Source organism: Collimonas silvisoli, assembly GCF_018305005.1.
In the GTDB taxonomy this organism is placed as follows: domain Bacteria; phylum Pseudomonadota; class Gammaproteobacteria; order Burkholderiales; family Burkholderiaceae_D; genus Collimonas; species Collimonas silvisoli.
This window is the reverse complement of record NZ_JAGQEG010000050.1, coordinates 1-17999: the sequence shown is the minus strand read 5'-3', so window position 1 is coordinate 17999 and position 17999 is coordinate 1. Positions and strand designations below refer to the sequence as shown.

Genomic DNA, 17999 nt, shown 5'->3' with positions numbered 1-17999 from the left:
ATTTGATTCCATGGCGAATGCAATGAAGAGACCAGCGAAACCCCTGACACTTTCCGTAAAAAATACGAAGCCGGCAGCCGCCAAGACCAACTCAAGCACCTCTTCCTCAAGCGCGAAGTCATCCGTCAAAAAAACGGCAGCTTCACCCAGAACGCCGGTGAAGCCCGTTAGCAAGAAAGTAGTTTCTAAAGCAACTGCAACGACCACGAAAGCATCAAGAACTGTTGCAAAACCAGTATCTGTGAAATCGAAAGCCCCTGTGACAAACAAGAAACCACAACTCAAAGTCGTCAAATCATCCAAAAATGCAGCGGCGGCCCCAGTTAAAGCCGACGTTAGCGTGATGATTGGATCAGGCGTAAGTCAAACCACGGATGCCGCAACACTGGCGGCGATTGACACTTCCGGCTATATCTTGCCGTCGGTCAAGGTACCAGGACGTCGTGGTCGCAAGCCAAAAGAATTCCAGCCGGAAAACGACGAAGTCGCGGCGCTCAATGCCGTCGAACGCGCTGAACTGAAAGCGGTCGACAAGGCCAAGGCGAAAGATCGCAAAGCCAAGGAAAAGGCCTTGCTGAAAGACGCCTTCTCGTCCGATACCGAAGCAAGCGAAGAAGAACTCGAAGCGCGCCGCCAGAAGCTCAAGACCCTGATCAAGATGGGCAAGGAGCGCGGCTTCCTGACGTTCTCCGAAATCAACGATCACCTGCCTGAAAACATTATCGATCCGGAAGCCATCGAAGGCATCATCGGTACTTTCAGCGACATGGGGATTGCCGTCTACGAACAAGCGCCAGACGCAGAAACACTGCTGCTGTCGGATAACGTCGCCACCGTTGCCAGCGACGACGATGCAGAAGCTGCGGCGGAAGCTGCGCTGTCTACCGTCGACTCGGACTTCGGCCGCACCACCGACCCGGTCCGCATGTATATGCGTGAAATGGGTTCGGTCGAACTGCTGACGCGCGAAGGCGAAATCGAAATCGCCAAGCGCATCGAAGACGGCCTGAAAGACATGATCCAGGCGATTTCCGCCTGCCCGACAACCATCGCCGAGATTTTGCTGGCTGCCGACAAGATCGGCAAGGACGAAATCAAGATCGATGAAATCGTCGATGGCCTGGTCGATCCTAATCAGACCGACGAAGCAGCAACCGCCAGCGCAGCCGCGCCAGCGACCGACGACGACAGCGACGAAGAGGAAGAAGAGGAAGAAGAAGACGAGGAAGAGGACGACGCCAGTTCGACCTCTGGCGCCGCCGGCTTCTCGGCAGAACAACTGGAACAGCTGAAGCGCGACGCGCTCGGCAAGTTTGAAACCATCTCGACCCAGTTCGACAAGATGCGCAAGGCTTTCGAAAAAGAAGGCTACAACTCGAAACCTTACGTCAAGGCGCAGGAAATCATTTCGAACGAATTGCTGGGGATTCGCTTTACCGCCAAAGTCGTCGAAAAATTGTGCGACACTTTGCGTGGCCAGGTCGACGAAGTGCGTCAGATCGAACGTCAGATCCTTGACGTCGCGGTGAACAAGTGCGGCATGCCGCGCCCGCATTTCATCAAGGTTTTCCCGGGCAACGAAACCAATCTCGACTGGGTCGACGGTGAAGTCAACGGCAACCATGCATACAGCACCGTGCTCGCCCGTAACGTGCCCGCAGTGAAAGAGCTGCAACAACGCCTGATCGACTTGCAGGCGCGCGTCGTGCTGCCGTTGCCGGATCTGCGCGGCATCAACAAGAAGATGGGTGCGGGCGAGAAGAAAGCCCGCATGGCCAAGCGCGAGATGACCGAAGCCAACTTACGGCTGGTGATCTCGATCGCGAAAAAATACACCAACCGCGGCTTGCAGTTCCTGGATCTGATCCAGGAAGGCAATATCGGCTTGATGAAAGCGGTCGACAAGTTCGAATATCGTCGCGGCTATAAATTCTCGACCTATGCCACCTGGTGGATCCGCCAGGCCATCACGCGTTCGATCGCCGATCAGGCGCGCACCATCCGTATTCCGGTGCACATGATCGAAACGATCAACAAGATGAACCGCATCTCGCGTCAGATTCTGCAGGAAACCGGCGCCGAGCCGGATCCGGCAACGCTCGCGATCAAGATGGAAATGCCGGAAGACAAGATCCGCAAGATCATGAAAATCGCCAAAGAGCCGATTTCGATGGAAACACCGATAGGCGACGATGACGATTCCCATCTGGGCGACTTCATCGAGGACAACAACACGCTGGCGCCGGCCGATGCGGCATTGCATGCATCGATGCGCGGTGTAGTGAAGGACATCCTGGATTCGCTGACCCCGCGCGAAGCGAAGGTATTGCGGATGCGTTTCGGCATTGAAATGTCGACCGACCATACATTGGAAGAAGTCGGCAAGCAATTCGACGTGACGCGTGAACGGATCCGTCAAATAGAGGCTAAAGCGCTGCGCAAGCTGCGCCATCCATCGCGTTCCGACAAGCTGAAGAGCTTCCTCGAAGGTAATTAAGATTATCCGTGAATCATTCGGAGTTTTTTGAACGATTCACGATAATTCACCTACCTTTCATCCAGGTATTTTTCTATAATACGGGATTGATTTTAAGATGCTGTAGTGCGGTTAAGCGGATATGTCTTCTGCAGACACTGCAAGCACGACAACTACAGTGCCCTAAGGAATTGGGCCCCTAGCTCATGCTTGGTTAGAGCAGCGGACTCATAATCCGTTGGTGCCCAGTTCGACTCTGGGGGGGCCCACCAAATAAAACAAAGGATTACATGCTATGCATGTAATCCTTTTTGTTTTTGTATTTTAGCGTGACGCATGGCATGACACATCGACAGCGATACAAAGTAACGATGCATAAAGTTGCAACAATGATATCAAATGCAATTCAGCGCTTGGCCTCCGAGATACACTAAGCACACCGGCCACAACAAGCTCAATCGCCCTCCCCTACGCTCTCGTGTAGTAACTAAACTCAAAGAGTCGGGCAAGCACAGCATTACTTTGTATGGTCGGACCGATTTATGTTTGGTTCTAGATTTTCTGTGAGCATTGCACGCAGCAATCAACACACAATGCGCTACAACACTCTGAACCATTTTTACCACTCAATTATTGATGAAACTGAGCGAGCGCTATCACTTGGTTTTGTATTGTTGAGAGCAGATCATTCCTTCTTCAATCGTTTTTAATAGGCGTATTCTGTATGCCGATATCTGCCGAATTTGGAGTTATAGCCGCCCGGCCGGGCTTTCACATCATTGAGCACGATACCTTTAACTGACATGCCGGCCTGATCGAGACGCTTCATCGACTCTCTGATGTCGCAGGCAGTACTGATACCTGAACGTGCAATCATCAAGATAGTCCCGGCATGCGGCCCGACGGTCAACGTATCGGATACCGCGAGTATCGGTGGCGTGTCGATCAACACACAGTCATAACTGTCCTTGAGGGTTGCGAGCAATTTGCCGAGATTCGCATGCAGCAGCAGTTCAGACGCATTGGGCGGCAGGTTTCCGGTGGAAATAAAATCGACGTTCTCCGTCACTCCTTTATGTACCACCTGCTCAAAAGACATGGCCCCCGCAATCAAATCCGACAAACCGTTCCCCCGATCCAAACCGAAATACTTCCCCAGGTTTGGCGTTGCACCGGTGATCAATATGACGTTGTTCTTTGCCTCCAGCATCGAAAAATGCAGCGCGGTACGGAGACTACGCAGGCCTTCTATAGCGCTGTCAGTCGGCGCGCTTTTAGCTAGCATCAATGAGAACGGCAGCTTCGCACGGACCCGCGCATACAACTCCTCTTGCTTTCTGCTGTGCGGGATAGATGCATAGACCGGCAGGCCGAGCGTTTGCTCAATTTCATGCGCATTATCGATACCGCCAAACAGCGATTTCTTGATCCATGCGCTGACCACGCCGAGGAACAGGCCCAACAGCAATGCAACCGCGATCACGATGGTGCGCCTGGGCTTGATTGGTTCTTCCGGCACTGCGGCTGTATCCACCAGGCGAACGGTGCCAACCTTGCCGGCTTTCAGCAGGCGCAGCTGCTGCGTAACGTTCAAAAGAGACGTGTAAAGATCAGTATTAACCTTGACATCGCGCATCAAGCGCACCACATCTTGTTCTACCAGGGGCAGCTTTTTTATCTGCGTCGTAACTGCCTGTATTTCTCTGTTGATCTCTTGCAGCTGTTTTTCGAGTCCTATCATATCCGGATGCACGCTGGTGAAACGGATCGACAGTTCTTCTTTTTTTTGCGTCAGCTCACTACGTTTGAGCTGAGCGGCGACAGATTGCTGCAGCAGCACTTTAGCTTCCTCACCCAAGTCGATGATGCCGGTACTGTTACGGAACTGGTTGTATTTGGTCTCTGAGCGTTCCAGCTGCTGTTTGATGTCTGGCAGCTGCTGATCTAAAAATACCAGGGATTTTTCCGCTTCTTCCGACTTCCGCGCCAGATTCTGGCGTACGTATTCCACGCCGATCTGATTGAGAATAGCGCTGATCAGTTTAGGCTTGGTCCCCTCAAGCTCAGCGTTGATGATATCGGACTGCCTGCCTTTTTCAACGACCACCATATCCCGCTGCAATTTTTCGATGGTAGCAAGCCGTGACGTCCGGCTCAGCAAGAACTGCGCGCCCGGCCGGGCCTCCAGGCTTGTAATACGGAGTTCTATATCACCCTTCGCTGTCTTGCTATGCAACAAGACCCCGGTTTCGCCATGGAACTCGATCCCTTCGGAATTTTGATTTACGCGGAATCGGCCGTCGCTTCCCACTGTCAAGGTGAATTCGCGATCCTCCAATGCTTCCGGCACGTTGAAGACCGCAACATCGATCTGTTCCGCACCCCAAGCATAACCCCCGTAGCCGAATAACCCAGGGGTAGACAATTCATCATTGCGGCCTGCGAACCATGCGCCAACGAAGGGAAAATATTTTGGAACGGCACTGATATACAGCCGCAGGCTGTCCACTGCATGCGACACTAAAAAACGCGAGCGGATAATCTCTATCTCCGTTATCGCGGCTGTCTTAAGATCGAACAGAGAACCCATTTCCCCCAATATGTTTTTTGACGAGCCCGGGCTGTCTTCAACCTGGATCAGGATATTGGCTCGGTAAACCGGTTTGGCCAGAAACGCATAGGCGCTGCCCAACAGGGTGATAGCCAGAGCAACGTTGACGATCAGCCAGCGGTGGTCGAACAAGATGTCGAGGCAAGTTGCCAGGTCGATCTTATCGTCATCTGGCGTGCCGGTGGAGGCTGGCGGTGGAATGTATTGGCTCATAGCGGTGTTTATTTAAACTGATTCTCTTATTTGACGCGATCGATACGTTCGACCAGCATGCCTACCCCTTGGACAATCAGGTTGCAGGTCTGGCGGAATATCGCCCGGTCCTGCCGGTACGGGTCGGGAATATCGCCATTGCCGGATTCGCAAAGCCGGAATACCTTGCCTCTGGCGGTCGGATACGTCTGCTCGATGAAATGCTTTTGCGCCAGATCCATCGTTACCACGATATCTGCCTCTCTGATCATCCAGGACGCTAGACCCTGCGCGCGATGGCCGCTGATGTCGATGCCCAACTCTTGCATGAGCTGAACCGCAAACGGATCGGCAGGATAGCCTGTCATTGCGTCCAGCCCGGCGGAGCGCACCGTGATTCCAGGCAGAGCCTGCTTGAACAAACCTTCTGCCATAGGGCTGCGGCAAATGTTGCCGATGCAAACGACCAGAATGTTAGCTATCATTTTCCCGCCTGCACCGCGCTCGTGACCGACTGTGCACTTGGCAGTATCAGGCTGATGACGCGAGACCATGTGGCAAGCGGCGCGGCGTCGACATAGACCACGTCTCTGGCCGACAGCTCGAAATTCTCTGCCAGGGCAAAGGCAGTGGGAGAGCGTGCGTCCAGGTGGTACACAACAGGCTTCATGTTCCCTGCGTTGCCCGCATTGCGCACCACATAGACCTGGCGTCCGTTGCTGGTCAGCGGATTGAGGCCGCCGGCCTCGCCGAGCGCCTCGTTCAGCGTCAAACGGCCGTTGCGCAATGTCAGTGTGCTCGGGCGCGTTACCTCGCCCAGTACAAAAACCTTGCTCTCCTCACGTGAAAGCACGTGGACGATATCGCCGCTTTCCAGCAAAATCTTACTTGGATTGATGCCTTTTTTTATAAGCAGCGGCAAGCTGATCTGATAAGTTACGCCGGCACGATAAATGCTGATCTGGCTTTGGTCGCCGCTCGGCAAGATGCCGCCGGCGCGATCCATCGCCTCCGGCAATGTCATCGGGATATCGTTGATCACCCCAATCCCTGGCGCCCTGACTTCGCCATTAAGATAGACGTGCTTGCTGCGGTACGCCTGCACACGCAAGGTAAGATCCGGCGCTTTGACGTAGCGGGCAAGCTTGTCGGTCAGCAAGCCGCGCGCCTGCAACGCTGTCAGGCCCGCTAGTTTGACAGGGCCGACAAAAGGGAATTGCACCAGGCCGCTGTGATCGACTACAAAGCCTGGAATATTGCCGCTATCAGCGCCAGGCTGGGAGATTGCTGCCTGCCCGGACATCGCAGGAGTAGAAAGCTCAGGATGGGCCCACACCTGGATGGAAAGAACATCGCCGCTGCCGATGCGGTAAGGCTCCGGGTCGGCTAGCAATCCGCTGATGTCCTGGCTGGATTGCTGTTCACGCATTGTTTTTTCAGATTGCAGCAATTCCGGCGTGATCTGCTTCAAATTCGCGGCCATGGCGCCAGATTCAGTTTCGCCTGCCGCACGCAGATTGTCCATATGCATGCCAGGGGCAACCGCACAGGCCGCAATTGCGGGAATCAATCCCGCCAGTATCACCATCTTCAATAAATGGATTCTTGAAAAAAAAAGCATGGAATTTCTAACTTGATAAAGTAAGCCTGTCATGGCGTTGTATTGCACAAGTACCAAGAACGCATGCCCAAGGAAAAACAGGGCATGCACCCGGATTCTGTATGCTGGTTAAGCTATTTTTTCGGCCAGCCGATGCCGGCTATGCCCGTTCGATAGACTCGGCGAATATGTAGCCAATGGAGTGCGCTACCTTGATCGGTTGCGATGCCCGGTAAATCTTCGTAATCTTCTTTCGCAAGCGACTGACTACCGCCTCAAGCCTGCGTTCGTCGTAGACCAGAGGATTTTGATCAAGCGCGGTCGATATGATGTCTTTGCGGCGTACCGGTTGCCCCCGGCTGTCTGCAAGAATATCGATCAGCAGCGTTTCAAGGTGCGTCAACAGGATTTCGGCGCCTGACGGCGCAAACAGTTTCCATTCGCTGCGGCTGAAACGCCATGGCGTGCGCTGCTGGGGCGGTAAGCTCAAAATCAACCTGCGATGCAGGCTATGTATGTTTGCCTGGATTTCCTGATGATCGGATTGCTTGGCAAGGAACATGTCTGCGCCACATTGCAGACCTTCGACGCACATATGCATATTGTCCTGTGAAGCGAGCATGACGATGCCGAGACGACAGGTACGCTGCATGGCGCGCAGCTGAGATGCAATAGCGAGGCCGCTGCCGTCAGCGCTGTCGGCATCGAGAATCACGATATCCACCGAACGTTCGATTAACTCTCGATACAAGGCTGCACTATCGTGCACCCCCGACACCTCGCACCTCTGCTGGAGCAGGCCGGCAACGATCGCGTTTCGAAACGCATCGTCGGCGTCCATCACAACAATGCGAGCTTTGCTTGAACAGTTGTCTTTAATCGGAATATCCATATGCCTCCAATCGCCTTATGCACGCGGCAAGCAATTGGCAATTTGCGATGCACGTTAATCAGATGTCAAAGATGTCAATACTCCCCAACGACCTGACAGGTTTCAAAATAGTATTTAAGAATCAGAAGAATCGTTAAAGATAACTCTTCGTGAAGCCTGTCATAGGCCGGCAAATCAGGCATTACCGAATTTCCAGCGATTACTTACCTGAAAATGATGCGAAAAAGGGAGGACTCTGATGCACTTAAAAAAGTCAAAATACGACAATGCGAAGTGTGAAGCAGATCGTTGCAATAGTCCTTAGGACATCTCTTAGAATACCTAAGGAAATCTCTTAAAATACTGAAGGAAACCTCTTAAAATACAGAGCGAAAATATCCTCACCACTCCGGAGGCTTGCGGTCAAGAACCAGACTTGGCTTTCTGTAAGTCAGCTGAGTACATTTTTCCCGTTTCCGGATCTGACGTAAAACGAAGAAAAATCCGCAGACTGTGCAGCGCCAATCTCTCGGTCCGCACGATTGGCAGCAGCGCCGCATGAAAACCGATGTTTATCAAAATTACAGGTGCATCACTTCAAGTGAGACCTGCATATCCACGCCCTAAGCAGAAGTCACGGGGAACGCGATTCCCGCATGCGGGAGAATAATTTCCGGTAGCTGGTAATGAACTGACTTGGAGAAAAACGCCCCCGATAAGAGGCCCTTGCAGCTTGCGCGTAGCGATCCACGCTGTGGCGGCTCAGGTTTTCAAGCTTCTCTACCAGGTCGGCGGAAGTGCAATTGAAGATCAGGCCATTGACCGTATGTTCCACGATATCCGGCAGCGCTCCGCGATTGCTGGCAATCACAGGAACGTGGCTGCGCATGGCCTCCAGCGCGGTAAGGCCAAAACCTTCGGAACGCGAAGGCATCACCAGTACGTCGGCAAGATCGTAGTAGGTATTGATATCCTCCTGGTCTATCCAGCCGTAGTAATGCACGTTCGGCGCGTCCAGCTTTTCAAGCTGCAGATCAGCCGACACAGGCGCACCGACAATGTGATAAACGTAGTCAGGCCGGCTCTTTTGCAGGCTGCGAATGGCTTCCAGCAAAATATCGTAACCCTTCACACGGTCCAGCCTGCCTACAAACAGCATGTGCAAATGCTCATCGTCTCTTTTTTTCCTGCGCGGCGGATCCAGCCGGTCCAGCACGGTGCTCTGGATCAGAATGCAATTGCCGGAGAAACCGAATTTGCGATTATTCTCATGCTCGTAGCCAGAAATATCGATGACCACATCCGGAATGTAAGACATGACCTTTTCAATTGCCCTGGTGAGCAGGGTCACCGCCTTGCTCCGATCACGGAAACTGGCCCAGCCGTGTGCGCAATAAATGGTTCTTGTGTTACGCCCGAGCCAAGGTATAGCCAGGCATAGAGCGATGCCTGCGAAAGTGCTGTGGGCATAGACGATATCGGGACGCTGCAGACGCACCTGACGCACGATGGCAAGCGCCAGCTTGAACGGTCCCAGTCCGCCGCGCGAATACGGATGGCAATGAACCCGCTCTGCATTGAGTTGCTCAGCTTGCGAAGCTGGCACCAGATGCGTGAAGCGGCAATTGAAATTGTCGCTGAGATGCTCCAGCATGTCGAGATAGGTGGCGACGCCGCCTTTAATGGTTTCCGCAACGTTCAATACGTTTAACGGGCGGCCTTGCAGCAGACTGTCAGGCATTCAGGCCTTTCGGTAAAAATTGGGGGATCCAAATACCGCTACGGCGCGGTGCAATTTTTCTTGATGCACCGGCTGCAGGTAGTGAATACCGAAAACGCAAAAAGCATAGGCGCTCAGATGCCGGAAAAACGATCCCAGGTCTGGTTCGAAGAAAGTCTGGATCGAAAAATTGGCGATCAGCAGCAAGGCCAGCGGATGTTTGCAGTTGCGGCGCCGGAACAAAACGAAGGTCAAGAAACACAAGGTAAAAGAAAGAAATACCTCCTGCACACGCAGCGAAAAGACAGGCGCAAAATAAAAGCGCAGCGCGGCAAAGCCGGCGTTCGGAAGAGCCGTCGCTACCCCATTCGGAGAAAACGGATTCGAGAAGATGGTCTTGGAGTCCGACAAGCCGTCCCGGTCCAGGTTGACGATATCGCGCGCCTGCTGCAACTGATTCCAGAAATCTCCCGGCAGCGCCAGGCAGCCAACCAGAACAGCCAGCACAATCGTGGCGCGCAGCTTGCCCTGGGTACTGAACACGATGTGCATGGCCATCATCGCCGCTACGATCAGCACGTAATAGCTGCGGAATTGCCACGCGTAGATTAAATAGATCGCGCTTACCAGCATCACCTTGCGATGATTCGAGATACGCCAGCTGCAGGCCAGGCACGCCAGCAAGTTCATCAGGATAACCACCACTTCTTTCGACAGTTTCAGGTTGAACATGGCGAACGACAGCATCAGGACAAAAGAAAACGCCAGATCGACCAGGCGTAGCGATTTCCTGCTGATATAAAAAATCACCAGGCAGGTAGAAGCCAGCAACAGCAGTTGCGACCCGACCGGTCCGAACACGGAAAAGACCGTGGCGGTGCTGACAAAGGAATTCTGCTCCAGCAAACCCAGATCGGAATACCGCATCAGGTTGAGAATCGTGGTTTCGTCGGTAAAGAAATAACTCGGCAAAAACACCCGCTGATACAGATAAACGAGCGCGGCGAGCGCCAGCATCAGCACGCAGCCGATGAGCCTGATTTCCGACGCAATCCGCCTGTCGAATAATTTATGCATGACGGGCTAGGTAACGGCAGCACCGGCGATCGAATCCAGCGGCAGCATCGTAGCGGCCAGTCCGGAGTCGTTCAACAAGGTCGAGATTTCCGCCATCAGCTGTTGCGTCAAGCGGCTCTTTTCCTTGCCTGCGCCAGTTTGCAGCGCGTGTTGCAGCAGCTTGAGCGTGCCGGCTACGTCGGGTATGGACTCTCGTATAAAAAAATCGTCACGGCCGGTCAGCGAAAAAAAGGACTGTACCTTGCTGTCCCAGCTTAAGCCGATACTGGGGATGTCCAACGAATAGGCGACGATATTGGCGTGCAGCCTATGGGCAATGACACCACCGCAGCGGCTGATATTGGCAACCAGTTGCGCCGGCAACGCCGGGCGCGGCAGATTGAGCACTTGCCCTGGGCTCAGATCAGCCGCCAGCATATTCTTGAACACCTCGTCTTCCGGCGCGCCGTTGGTAAACAGATGCACCTGATACCCTGATGCAGAGGCTTGTCGCGCCAGCTCCAGGAAATAGGCGCCGATCCGCCGGCCGTAGTCCTGCTTTTCCAGGTCGGACTGATTCAGCTCAAGCGGACTGGAAATACAGATGCCCAGGATGTTACCCGGACCGCGCTGCGGCAGGAAAGCCGCAAACGTTTGTTGTGAATAGACGCCAGGATCTGGCGTAACGCTGACGTCCAGCGGCCTCGCTAAAATGCGTTGCAGGTTTTCGGCTGAAGCACTGTCCCGGGTGCTGACGTACACCGGCGCCAGGTTGCGCCACGTCCGCCGTAGCAGCCAGGTTCCCGCAGTCGACATGGATGGCGAAACGCCAACGCCGAAAACAGCGACCTTGCCGGATTTGCCCACGGTTTTCAGAATGCACGACAGCAGGAATAATTTAACCGGGAAATTAAGGTGAACATCCAGCAACAGCTGGCCGCCACCGATCATCACCAGGTCTGCGCCCGCCAACCGCTCCGTCCACTTACGGCGCCAGCGCAACACATATTGCAGGGCGAAATACAAACAGACTGCGGACGGCAACAGCAGCTTGGGTACTTTATGAATCAACGATTTCCTGGAGACGGCAGCCACGGAAAAATCGTCGCGGCCGGCGATATCGAGTGCGCTGATGTGTGCGTTCGGCAAGCGTTCCAGCAGCAATTCCCGGATATTTTCATAAATGACGCCATCGCCCAGGTTGGCGCTAAAGGGAACCGCGCAAATCACGATTTTCATAATGCCGCCACCTTTAGCCCTTTTCCGAGCTGGTGCAACATGATCACGGCGGCCAGCCCAAGGCCGAACACGGTCGGAACGAACATCGTGCTGACCGACGCCACCGGGTTAGCGACAAACACCAGCATGAAACAAAGGAAGCCGCCTGCCATCGCCCAGCTGGCGTAACGGGTCAGCTTGAGCGCCTTCAGTACGGTACGCATGCCTTGAATCGCCGCCAGTATTACCGGCAACAGAAAATAGTCATGCATATCCAGGCCACTGTATTTATCGCCGAACAACAGCCCTGCCAGTGACTGCCCCCAGAACCACAGCACCAGGCTGTAGACCAGGCCGGAAGCCAGCGTAGCCATAAGCAGCATGCGCGCCATCGCTGCAAACTTTGCAGATTTTTCATCTGCCAGCCGTGCCAGCCGCGGCAAACCGAAGTTCGATATCGCGATATTCAGATATTGTGCCGGCAGCACCAAGGTCATCACCACCCGGAAACTGGCGGCCAGATCGGACTCCTGCATGGACATGTAATAAATCACCAGGCCATGAGTCATGGCCCAGACCGTGATCTGGCTCAGGGAGTTGTTCAAGCCGAAACTCAGCCAGGAGATTTTTTCGCCAACTGCTTGCGCCGGATGACCGTCTTTCTTCTTAGTCATGACAATGATCAGCGCGCTCGTCAATAGCAGCGGCAAGCCGATGGCTACCAGCAGTGCACTCAACCGATAGGGGCCGTCGTCAGGCATCAAGCCAATTGCTGTGCATACGACAGCTAGCTGCGCCAGTGCAGGCAGGATCGATTTGAGGCTGGCATTGTCCAAAATGGATATCGCCCGCACCGTCCAGTACGCCACAAAACCCGTCATCGCAAGAATCAATGCGCACACGAAATACGGCGACGTGCCGGGGATGATCCACGCCAGATAGATCACCGCCAATATGCTCGATACCGTAATCAGCAGATGCATTATCAGCAGCAACTTGCGGTCGATCGCACGGTTCGCTTTAGCGAACACCAGCAATGGCTCCATGACCGTACTGCCGTGAACGATGTTCAGCAGAATCACGGCCGAATAAATCGCGGAAAACGAGGCGAACGTTGCCACACTCAGATGGCGTGCGAGCAGAGCCTGGGTTACGAAAAACGTCAGAGTGAAGACTGCCTGTTCAAAGATAATTTGCAGCAGCGCCTTGGATTTTTTCATATCAAGACGCGGCATGTTGACACTTTCCTTCCGCTGGCTGGATATACCCGGGTTCTTCCTGGTGATCAGGCGCCAGCATGAGTGTGCGGGATTGCGCGACCTTCCTGCCTGCACTCCTGGCCTGAAAAAAGGCCAGCACTGCCACGCATGACAGCACGGCCAGCATGTCACAGCCCCAATCGCTGAAATCGCCATTGCGGTAAGGCAGGAAACTCTGTAGCGATTCATCGAGGCCGCCCAGTACTGCAATCGCTAACAGGGTGCATCGAGCGCGACGAGCCGGCGCTCCGCCCAAGCAACTGTAGATCAGGGCGCTAAGAAAACCATACGCGACAAAATGCAGTATTCGATGATCAACCACGGCGGAGGCCGCCCTGGCATAACCGGGCACGGATCCGACGCTCAGCAGCAATACAAAGAAAATCGATGCAACTGCCATGCAGTGTCGGTGACGGGTTTCGTTAATACGCATTTTTACCCGTCCATCCCCTGAAAGCAGTCCAGACCACAATGCGCAGATCCATCAGGAGCGACCAGTTGCGGATGTAATGCAGATCGAACTCAATCCGTCTTTCCATCTTGTCGACGGTATCGGTTTCCCCGCGCAGGCCGTGGATTTGGGCCCATCCGGTGATACCTGGCTTAACCCGGTGCCGCGCCATGTACAGCTCCAGGATTTCCTCGTACATCTGGTTGTGCTGGATTGCGTGCGGCCGTGGCCCGACAACCGACATGTCGCCGATCAGAACATTGATGAACTGCGGCAGTTCATCCAGGCTGGTACGACGCAGAAATTGTCCGATACGAGTGATGCGCAGGTCGTGTTGCGTCGCTTGCGTAACGTGCTGATGTTCCTGGTGCACTTTCATGCTTCTGAACTTGTAGACCATGAATTTCTTACCGTTGAGGCCAAGCCTCGCCTGCTTGAAAAACACCGGCCCGGGCGATGCATATTTGATGCCCGCCGCAATGATCAGAAACAATGGCGACAGCACGACCAACACCGCGGCCGCAAACAGTTTGTCAAGCAGATGCTTGAACATGCCGCCCAGGCCGTCGGAGACCGGTCGATTCAAATCTACCGTGGGTAAACCAAGAAATTCGACCATGCCGCTGCTAAACATTTGCAGCCCCAGCATATCAGGCACCCAGCGTATATCCACCAAGGCGTTGCGCAGCATGTACTGCAATTCGTGCAGCTGGGACGACGCGCTGACAGGCAAGGTAATCCAGATCTCGTCGATCCGGTTTGACATGGCATAGCCATGGATGTCATCCAACGTCTTGATGCGATCAACAGCGGAGAGGAGAGATAGATCGGGCGTGTCGTGGCCGTCGACGTAGATGGCTGCGACGTGATAACCGGATTGTTCCTGCTGCCGGGCGCGCTTATGCATTTCCTGTCCGGTCTGGCCGTAACCTACAATGACCACTCGTTTGGTATTGAATCCGTAACTGCGCAAACGGCGAAGCAACAAATAATGTGCAGCCCGGTACCCAGTCAACAACACGGCCCCCATCACGTACCAGTAGCAAAGCCAGAGCCGGGATACCTGGCCCGCATAATGAAACAGGAAGCTGAAGAGAAGGCCGATCAGCAGGACCGCAGCCCATGAAGCAGCTAGGCGACCCAGCATGGATGACACAAACCGGCCGCGCCACGAGACATACACACCAGATTGCGGAAACATGAAAAATGCCAGCGTGCAGCATAGACAGAGCATGACCGTGTAAATGTGATCTGCCGTATCGAGCAGGCTGCCGAAACGCAAATAGCTGGCAAGCTGAGCTGCCGCCGCTAGAATTGCAACATCCATCAGTCGCATCAGCGCCCCGAATTCCTGGGGACGTTTGAAAGTGCGCGCGTTGGATCTGGTCATGAGATTTCATTTCAATTAGCCGATGCTGATTTCCTTAATGGAAGTACTGCAATGCAATCGTTGGTGGAAAAATATATTCTTGTCGATCAGAATTTTTCCGGAAAAACCTGTCAGCAAATAGACGAATACCCACAAATCCTGACATTCCCGCGGCCATCGCATGCGATCTATTGAACGTTCCGGAGTCCAGTTTTCTTAGGGACAGGTCAGGGCCGCCATACAAAAAAGGTTACGTTCACACGTAACCTTCAGGTTGCTGACGGACCCACCAATTTTTGGCGGATTTTATTTTCTGTGGGTCGAAATGCGCCGCGATACTAAAAAACAGGCGATCGGCAGAGGAAGGCATCATGTTGGAGGATGTGTTTTCGATCGCGAACTAGGCCAGACCGGTTTGCATCAGCCACTGATGAAGCATTTTTTGTCCTGCCGCGGCCTTGATAACGGCACCCCGCAGCCCGGCTTGCCGCAGTTGCGCGAGACCTATACCGGCCGTGCGAAGTTCCAGGGTGTGGCCAATGAGCCAGAGCTCCATCCGGGCGCCGTGAACTTCGGCGTGAAACTGCAGCGCCAGGGCATTGCGGCCGTAGGGGAACGCCTGGTTCGGCGTCAGTTCGGTGGATGCCAGTAAGGTTGCACCCTCTGGCAGGTCAAAGGTGTCGCCGTGCCAGTGCAGGACATCGATCTTGTCCATCGCTTGCAGGCCAGCGTTCTTGCCCGAAGGTGAGAGTTGCAGGGCAGACCACCCGATTTCCTTGGCCCGGCCCGGATAGACAGCAGCACCCAACGCCGTTGCCATGATTTGTGCCCCCAGGCAAATGCCCAAGGTTGGCAGGTCCTGGCGCAGGCGCTGCCTCACGATTTCGATCTCTTGCCTGAGCCAAGGATAGTCCGCAGCCTCATACACGCCAATCGGGCCACCCAGCACGACCACCAGGTCAGTGTTGTCCCAGTTGCAGGAGTCAAGGTTCTGCAGCCCGGCTTCAACGTACTCGATCTCAATACCGTGTTCGACCAAAGTCTCTTCGAATATGCCGAGGTCTTCAAACTTCAGATGCCGTATGGCGATGCACTTCATGGATGCTTCCCTTTAGCTGTGGATGGCGCACTGAAGGTCATCGCAGCCGGACTGCAATGTCGATTCAGGCGCCTTGCGGGCATGGTTTGTGCCGATGAGCGTTACCTGACCGGGTTCAGCGCCACTTTGGGAAAGTCCACGGGCACATCAAAGGCCACGTTGATATAGTTGGTGAAGATATTCAAGGCCACGTGGGCCAAGATTTCAACGATGTGTTCGTCGTTAAAACCTGCGGCCCGCAATTCAGACACATCTTCGTCGGATAGCTGAGCGCGATTGCTGACGACCTTCAATGCAAATGCCAAGGCGGCAGCCGTCTTCGGGTCAGTGGAGCGACCAGCTTGCGCAGCGGACATTTCCTCTGCGCCGGCGCCGGCGCCCTGGCCCAGCACCGTGTGGGCGGCCAGGCAATATTCGCAGCGGTTGCGGTCGGCGATGGCGACGGCGATCTGCTCACCCAGCTTGGCACCCAGAACGCCCGAGCTCAGCGCGCCGAAGGAGCCCCACATGCTTTCTAGAGCAGCGGAGGAGTTGGCCACGGCCTTGAACATATTGGGTGTGGCGCCGAACGCCTTGTGAATTTGCGCGAGCAGGGCTTGACGGTTGGGGCTGGTGTCGGCTTGGTTGATAAGTTGTACGCGTGACATGCTGATTTCCTTTAAAAAAATTGGGGGATAACAGGGGGAACAGGGATTACTGATTGACTTTGCCTGGCAAAGACAAATTGCCGGAGGCCACCTTGAATACATCGGCTACACACAGCAGTGGGTTGTGCACGCTGGCGTTTACGCGCAACGCGGCAGTGACGCCATCAAATCCGGCGGTCTGCACCACGCCGATGTCGTCGAACGGCACTTTCACTTCCAGCGATTTACCTTTGAAGACAGGGTTCCAGCCGGGGCTGTCGATCAAGATAGGCAGGCCAGGCCATGTCTTGGGCAACTTGGGCTTGCTACCCTCGGGAATGTCAACCACCTTCAGGGCACCCTTGCCACAGGTGTCGTCGGGCCGCAGCACCACCCAGTGCGAGTGCCATTCCCCGCCGCCGCCGGCAAACAGCGGTGTGTCGTTGAAATCGGGATGGCTGGTCACCGCAAAGGCCAGGATGCCGCTTTTGGCTTCAAACCCAACCACGGATGGGTCCATGGTGGTCGGCCAGACATAAGAAAATACGGTGCTGCCGGCCAGTTTGCCGGTCTTGCCGGGTTTGTTGTCCCCCGCTTTGCCAGACACCGCGATATGGAAGGTGGCGATGTTGCCCTCGGTGGTAATGCGCGTATGAAAAATATCAAACGGTGCTTCCACCTTGGCGGTCGGCGGGCTTTGAATGCCAACAGTGTGCTTGCCGTCATGAGCCACGGCGAGGTGGCCCAGGCCGGCACACGCCATGGCCATCGTGATCCGCTTGAGTGTTGAATGCAATTTCATTGAGATACCTCTGTGGGTTGGAGTTGGTGCAAATCTGCACAAAGAGAAGTTTGCGCTCTATGTGCGTACAATTGGTATCCATTTATCCATATAACATACCCATTCGTACAATATGAGCGCTGAACCCAACCAAGCCTTGGACCGACTTTCTTCGCTATTGGAGCGGTTTCAGGTGTCTGCGCGTCTTTTTCACACTGGCGCGCTGTGCGGTGTGAGTACCTTCGATGCACAACCGGGCAGGGGTTTTTTTCATGTACTGCGCAAGGGCGACATGGTGGTCACCCATCAACAAGGTGCAGGTGTGGCGCGCCGCATTGAGGCGAGCGAACCGACACTTTTTTTTTACCCGCAGCCGTTGGCTCATCAGTTTCACAATGCGCCTCAGAATGGTTCCGACTTCACATGCGCCTCGGTCCACTTTGAAGGCGGCGCCAGTCACCCGCTGGTGCGGGCTTTGCCGCCGTTGATCGTTTTGCCTTTGGCCAGAGTGCCAGGCCTGTCAGGTGTGCTGGACTTGCTGTTTCAGGAGGCTGATCAGGTGCGATGCGGTCACCGGCTGATGGCGGATCGCCTGTTTGAAGTGCTCGTGCTCCAGCTACTGCGCTGGTTGCTGGACCATGGAGAAGAAGGTGGCGTTTCGATCGGTTTG

General features: G+C 54.5%; 15 protein-coding genes and 1 tRNA gene. 3 read left to right on the top strand and 13 right to left on the bottom strand.

Annotated elements, in window-relative coordinates; all coding sequences use genetic code 11:
- Positions 1 to 10 precede the first annotated feature (10 nt).
- Both rpoD and KHU33_RS14715 read left to right on the top strand, forming a co-directional pair.
- The gene (rpoD, locus tag KHU33_RS14720; RefSeq protein WP_211464160.1) at positions 11 to 2497 is read left to right on the top strand and encodes an RNA polymerase sigma factor RpoD; all 2487 of its coding nucleotides are present in this window, start codon (positions 11 to 13) and stop codon (positions 2495 to 2497) included.
- Between the two features lie 172 nt (positions 2498 to 2669).
- A tRNA-Ile gene (locus tag KHU33_RS14715) sits at positions 2670 to 2748 on the top strand.
- Between the two features lie 434 nt (positions 2749 to 3182).
- Here the strand turns inward: KHU33_RS14715 and KHU33_RS14710 are convergent.
- The 13 genes from KHU33_RS14710 to KHU33_RS14650 all read right to left on the bottom strand — a co-directional run bounded on the left by KHU33_RS14710 (position 3183) and on the right by KHU33_RS14650 (position 17350).
- The gene (locus KHU33_RS14710; protein WP_211464155.1) at positions 3183 to 5300 is read right to left on the bottom strand and encodes a GNVR domain-containing protein; all 2118 of its coding nucleotides are present in this window, start codon (positions 5298 to 5300) and stop codon (positions 3183 to 3185) included.
- Positions 5301 to 5326: 26 nt separating this feature from the next.
- The gene (locus KHU33_RS14705) at positions 5327 to 5764 is read right to left on the bottom strand and encodes an arsenate reductase/protein-tyrosine-phosphatase family protein (RefSeq protein WP_211464154.1); all 438 of its coding nucleotides are present in this window, start codon (positions 5762 to 5764) and stop codon (positions 5327 to 5329) included.
- The gene (locus tag KHU33_RS14700) at positions 5761 to 6900 is read right to left on the bottom strand and encodes a polysaccharide biosynthesis/export family protein (RefSeq protein ID WP_211464153.1); all 1140 of its coding nucleotides are present in this window, start codon (positions 6898 to 6900) and stop codon (positions 5761 to 5763) included. The genes KHU33_RS14705 and KHU33_RS14700 overlap by 4 nt, the downstream gene beginning before the upstream one ends.
- A 139-nt stretch (positions 6901 to 7039) precedes the next feature.
- Entirely contained in the window at positions 7040 to 7771 is a 732-nt protein-coding gene (locus tag KHU33_RS14695; RefSeq protein ID WP_211464152.1) for a response regulator transcription factor, read from the bottom strand.
- Positions 7772 to 8384: 613 nt separating this feature from the next.
- A complete protein-coding gene (locus KHU33_RS14690) occupies positions 8385 to 9491 on the bottom strand; it encodes a glycosyltransferase (RefSeq protein ID WP_211464150.1) in 1107 nt (368 codons plus the stop codon).
- Positions 9492 to 10547: a hypothetical protein gene (locus KHU33_RS14685; RefSeq protein WP_211464148.1), complete on the bottom strand. Its 1056-nt coding sequence runs from the start codon at positions 10545 to 10547 to the stop codon at positions 9492 to 9494.
- A gap of 6 nt (positions 10548 to 10553) precedes the next feature.
- Positions 10554 to 11765 (bottom strand): polysaccharide pyruvyl transferase family protein, encoded by a 1212-nt coding sequence (locus KHU33_RS14680; protein WP_211464146.1) that lies wholly within the window; start codon positions 11763 to 11765, stop codon positions 10554 to 10556.
- Positions 11762 to 12979 (bottom strand): MATE family efflux transporter, encoded by a 1218-nt coding sequence (locus KHU33_RS14675; RefSeq protein ID WP_211464144.1) that lies wholly within the window; start codon positions 12977 to 12979, stop codon positions 11762 to 11764. Before KHU33_RS14675 ends, KHU33_RS14680 begins: the two co-directional genes overlap by 4 nt.
- Entirely contained in the window at positions 12966 to 13403 is a 438-nt protein-coding gene (locus tag KHU33_RS14670) for a VanZ family protein (protein WP_211464137.1), read from the bottom strand. The genes KHU33_RS14675 and KHU33_RS14670 overlap by 14 nt, the downstream gene beginning before the upstream one ends.
- A 22-nt stretch (positions 13404 to 13425) precedes the next feature.
- Positions 13426 to 14844 carry an undecaprenyl-phosphate glucose phosphotransferase gene (locus tag KHU33_RS14665; RefSeq protein ID WP_230414279.1) on the bottom strand — a complete coding sequence of 473 codons (1419 nt, stop codon included), beginning with the start codon at positions 14842 to 14844 and terminating at the stop codon, positions 13426 to 13428.
- Positions 14845 to 15223: 379 nt separating this feature from the next.
- Positions 15224 to 15922: a glutamine amidotransferase gene (locus KHU33_RS14660; protein WP_211464135.1), complete on the bottom strand. Its 699-nt coding sequence runs from the start codon at positions 15920 to 15922 to the stop codon at positions 15224 to 15226.
- Between the two features lie 101 nt (positions 15923 to 16023).
- A complete protein-coding gene (locus KHU33_RS14655) occupies positions 16024 to 16569 on the bottom strand; it encodes a carboxymuconolactone decarboxylase family protein (RefSeq protein ID WP_211464132.1) in 546 nt (181 codons plus the stop codon).
- Positions 16570 to 16615: 46 nt separating this feature from the next.
- Positions 16616 to 17350 carry a hypothetical protein gene (locus KHU33_RS14650; RefSeq protein WP_230414278.1) on the bottom strand — a complete coding sequence of 245 codons (735 nt, stop codon included), beginning with the start codon at positions 17348 to 17350 and terminating at the stop codon, positions 16616 to 16618.
- Between the two features lie 112 nt (positions 17351 to 17462).
- Here KHU33_RS14650 and KHU33_RS14645 point away from each other — a divergent pair.
- A partial coding sequence (locus KHU33_RS14645) for a cupin domain-containing protein (RefSeq protein WP_211464131.1) occupies positions 17463 to 17999 on the top strand: 537 nt, incomplete at its 3' end.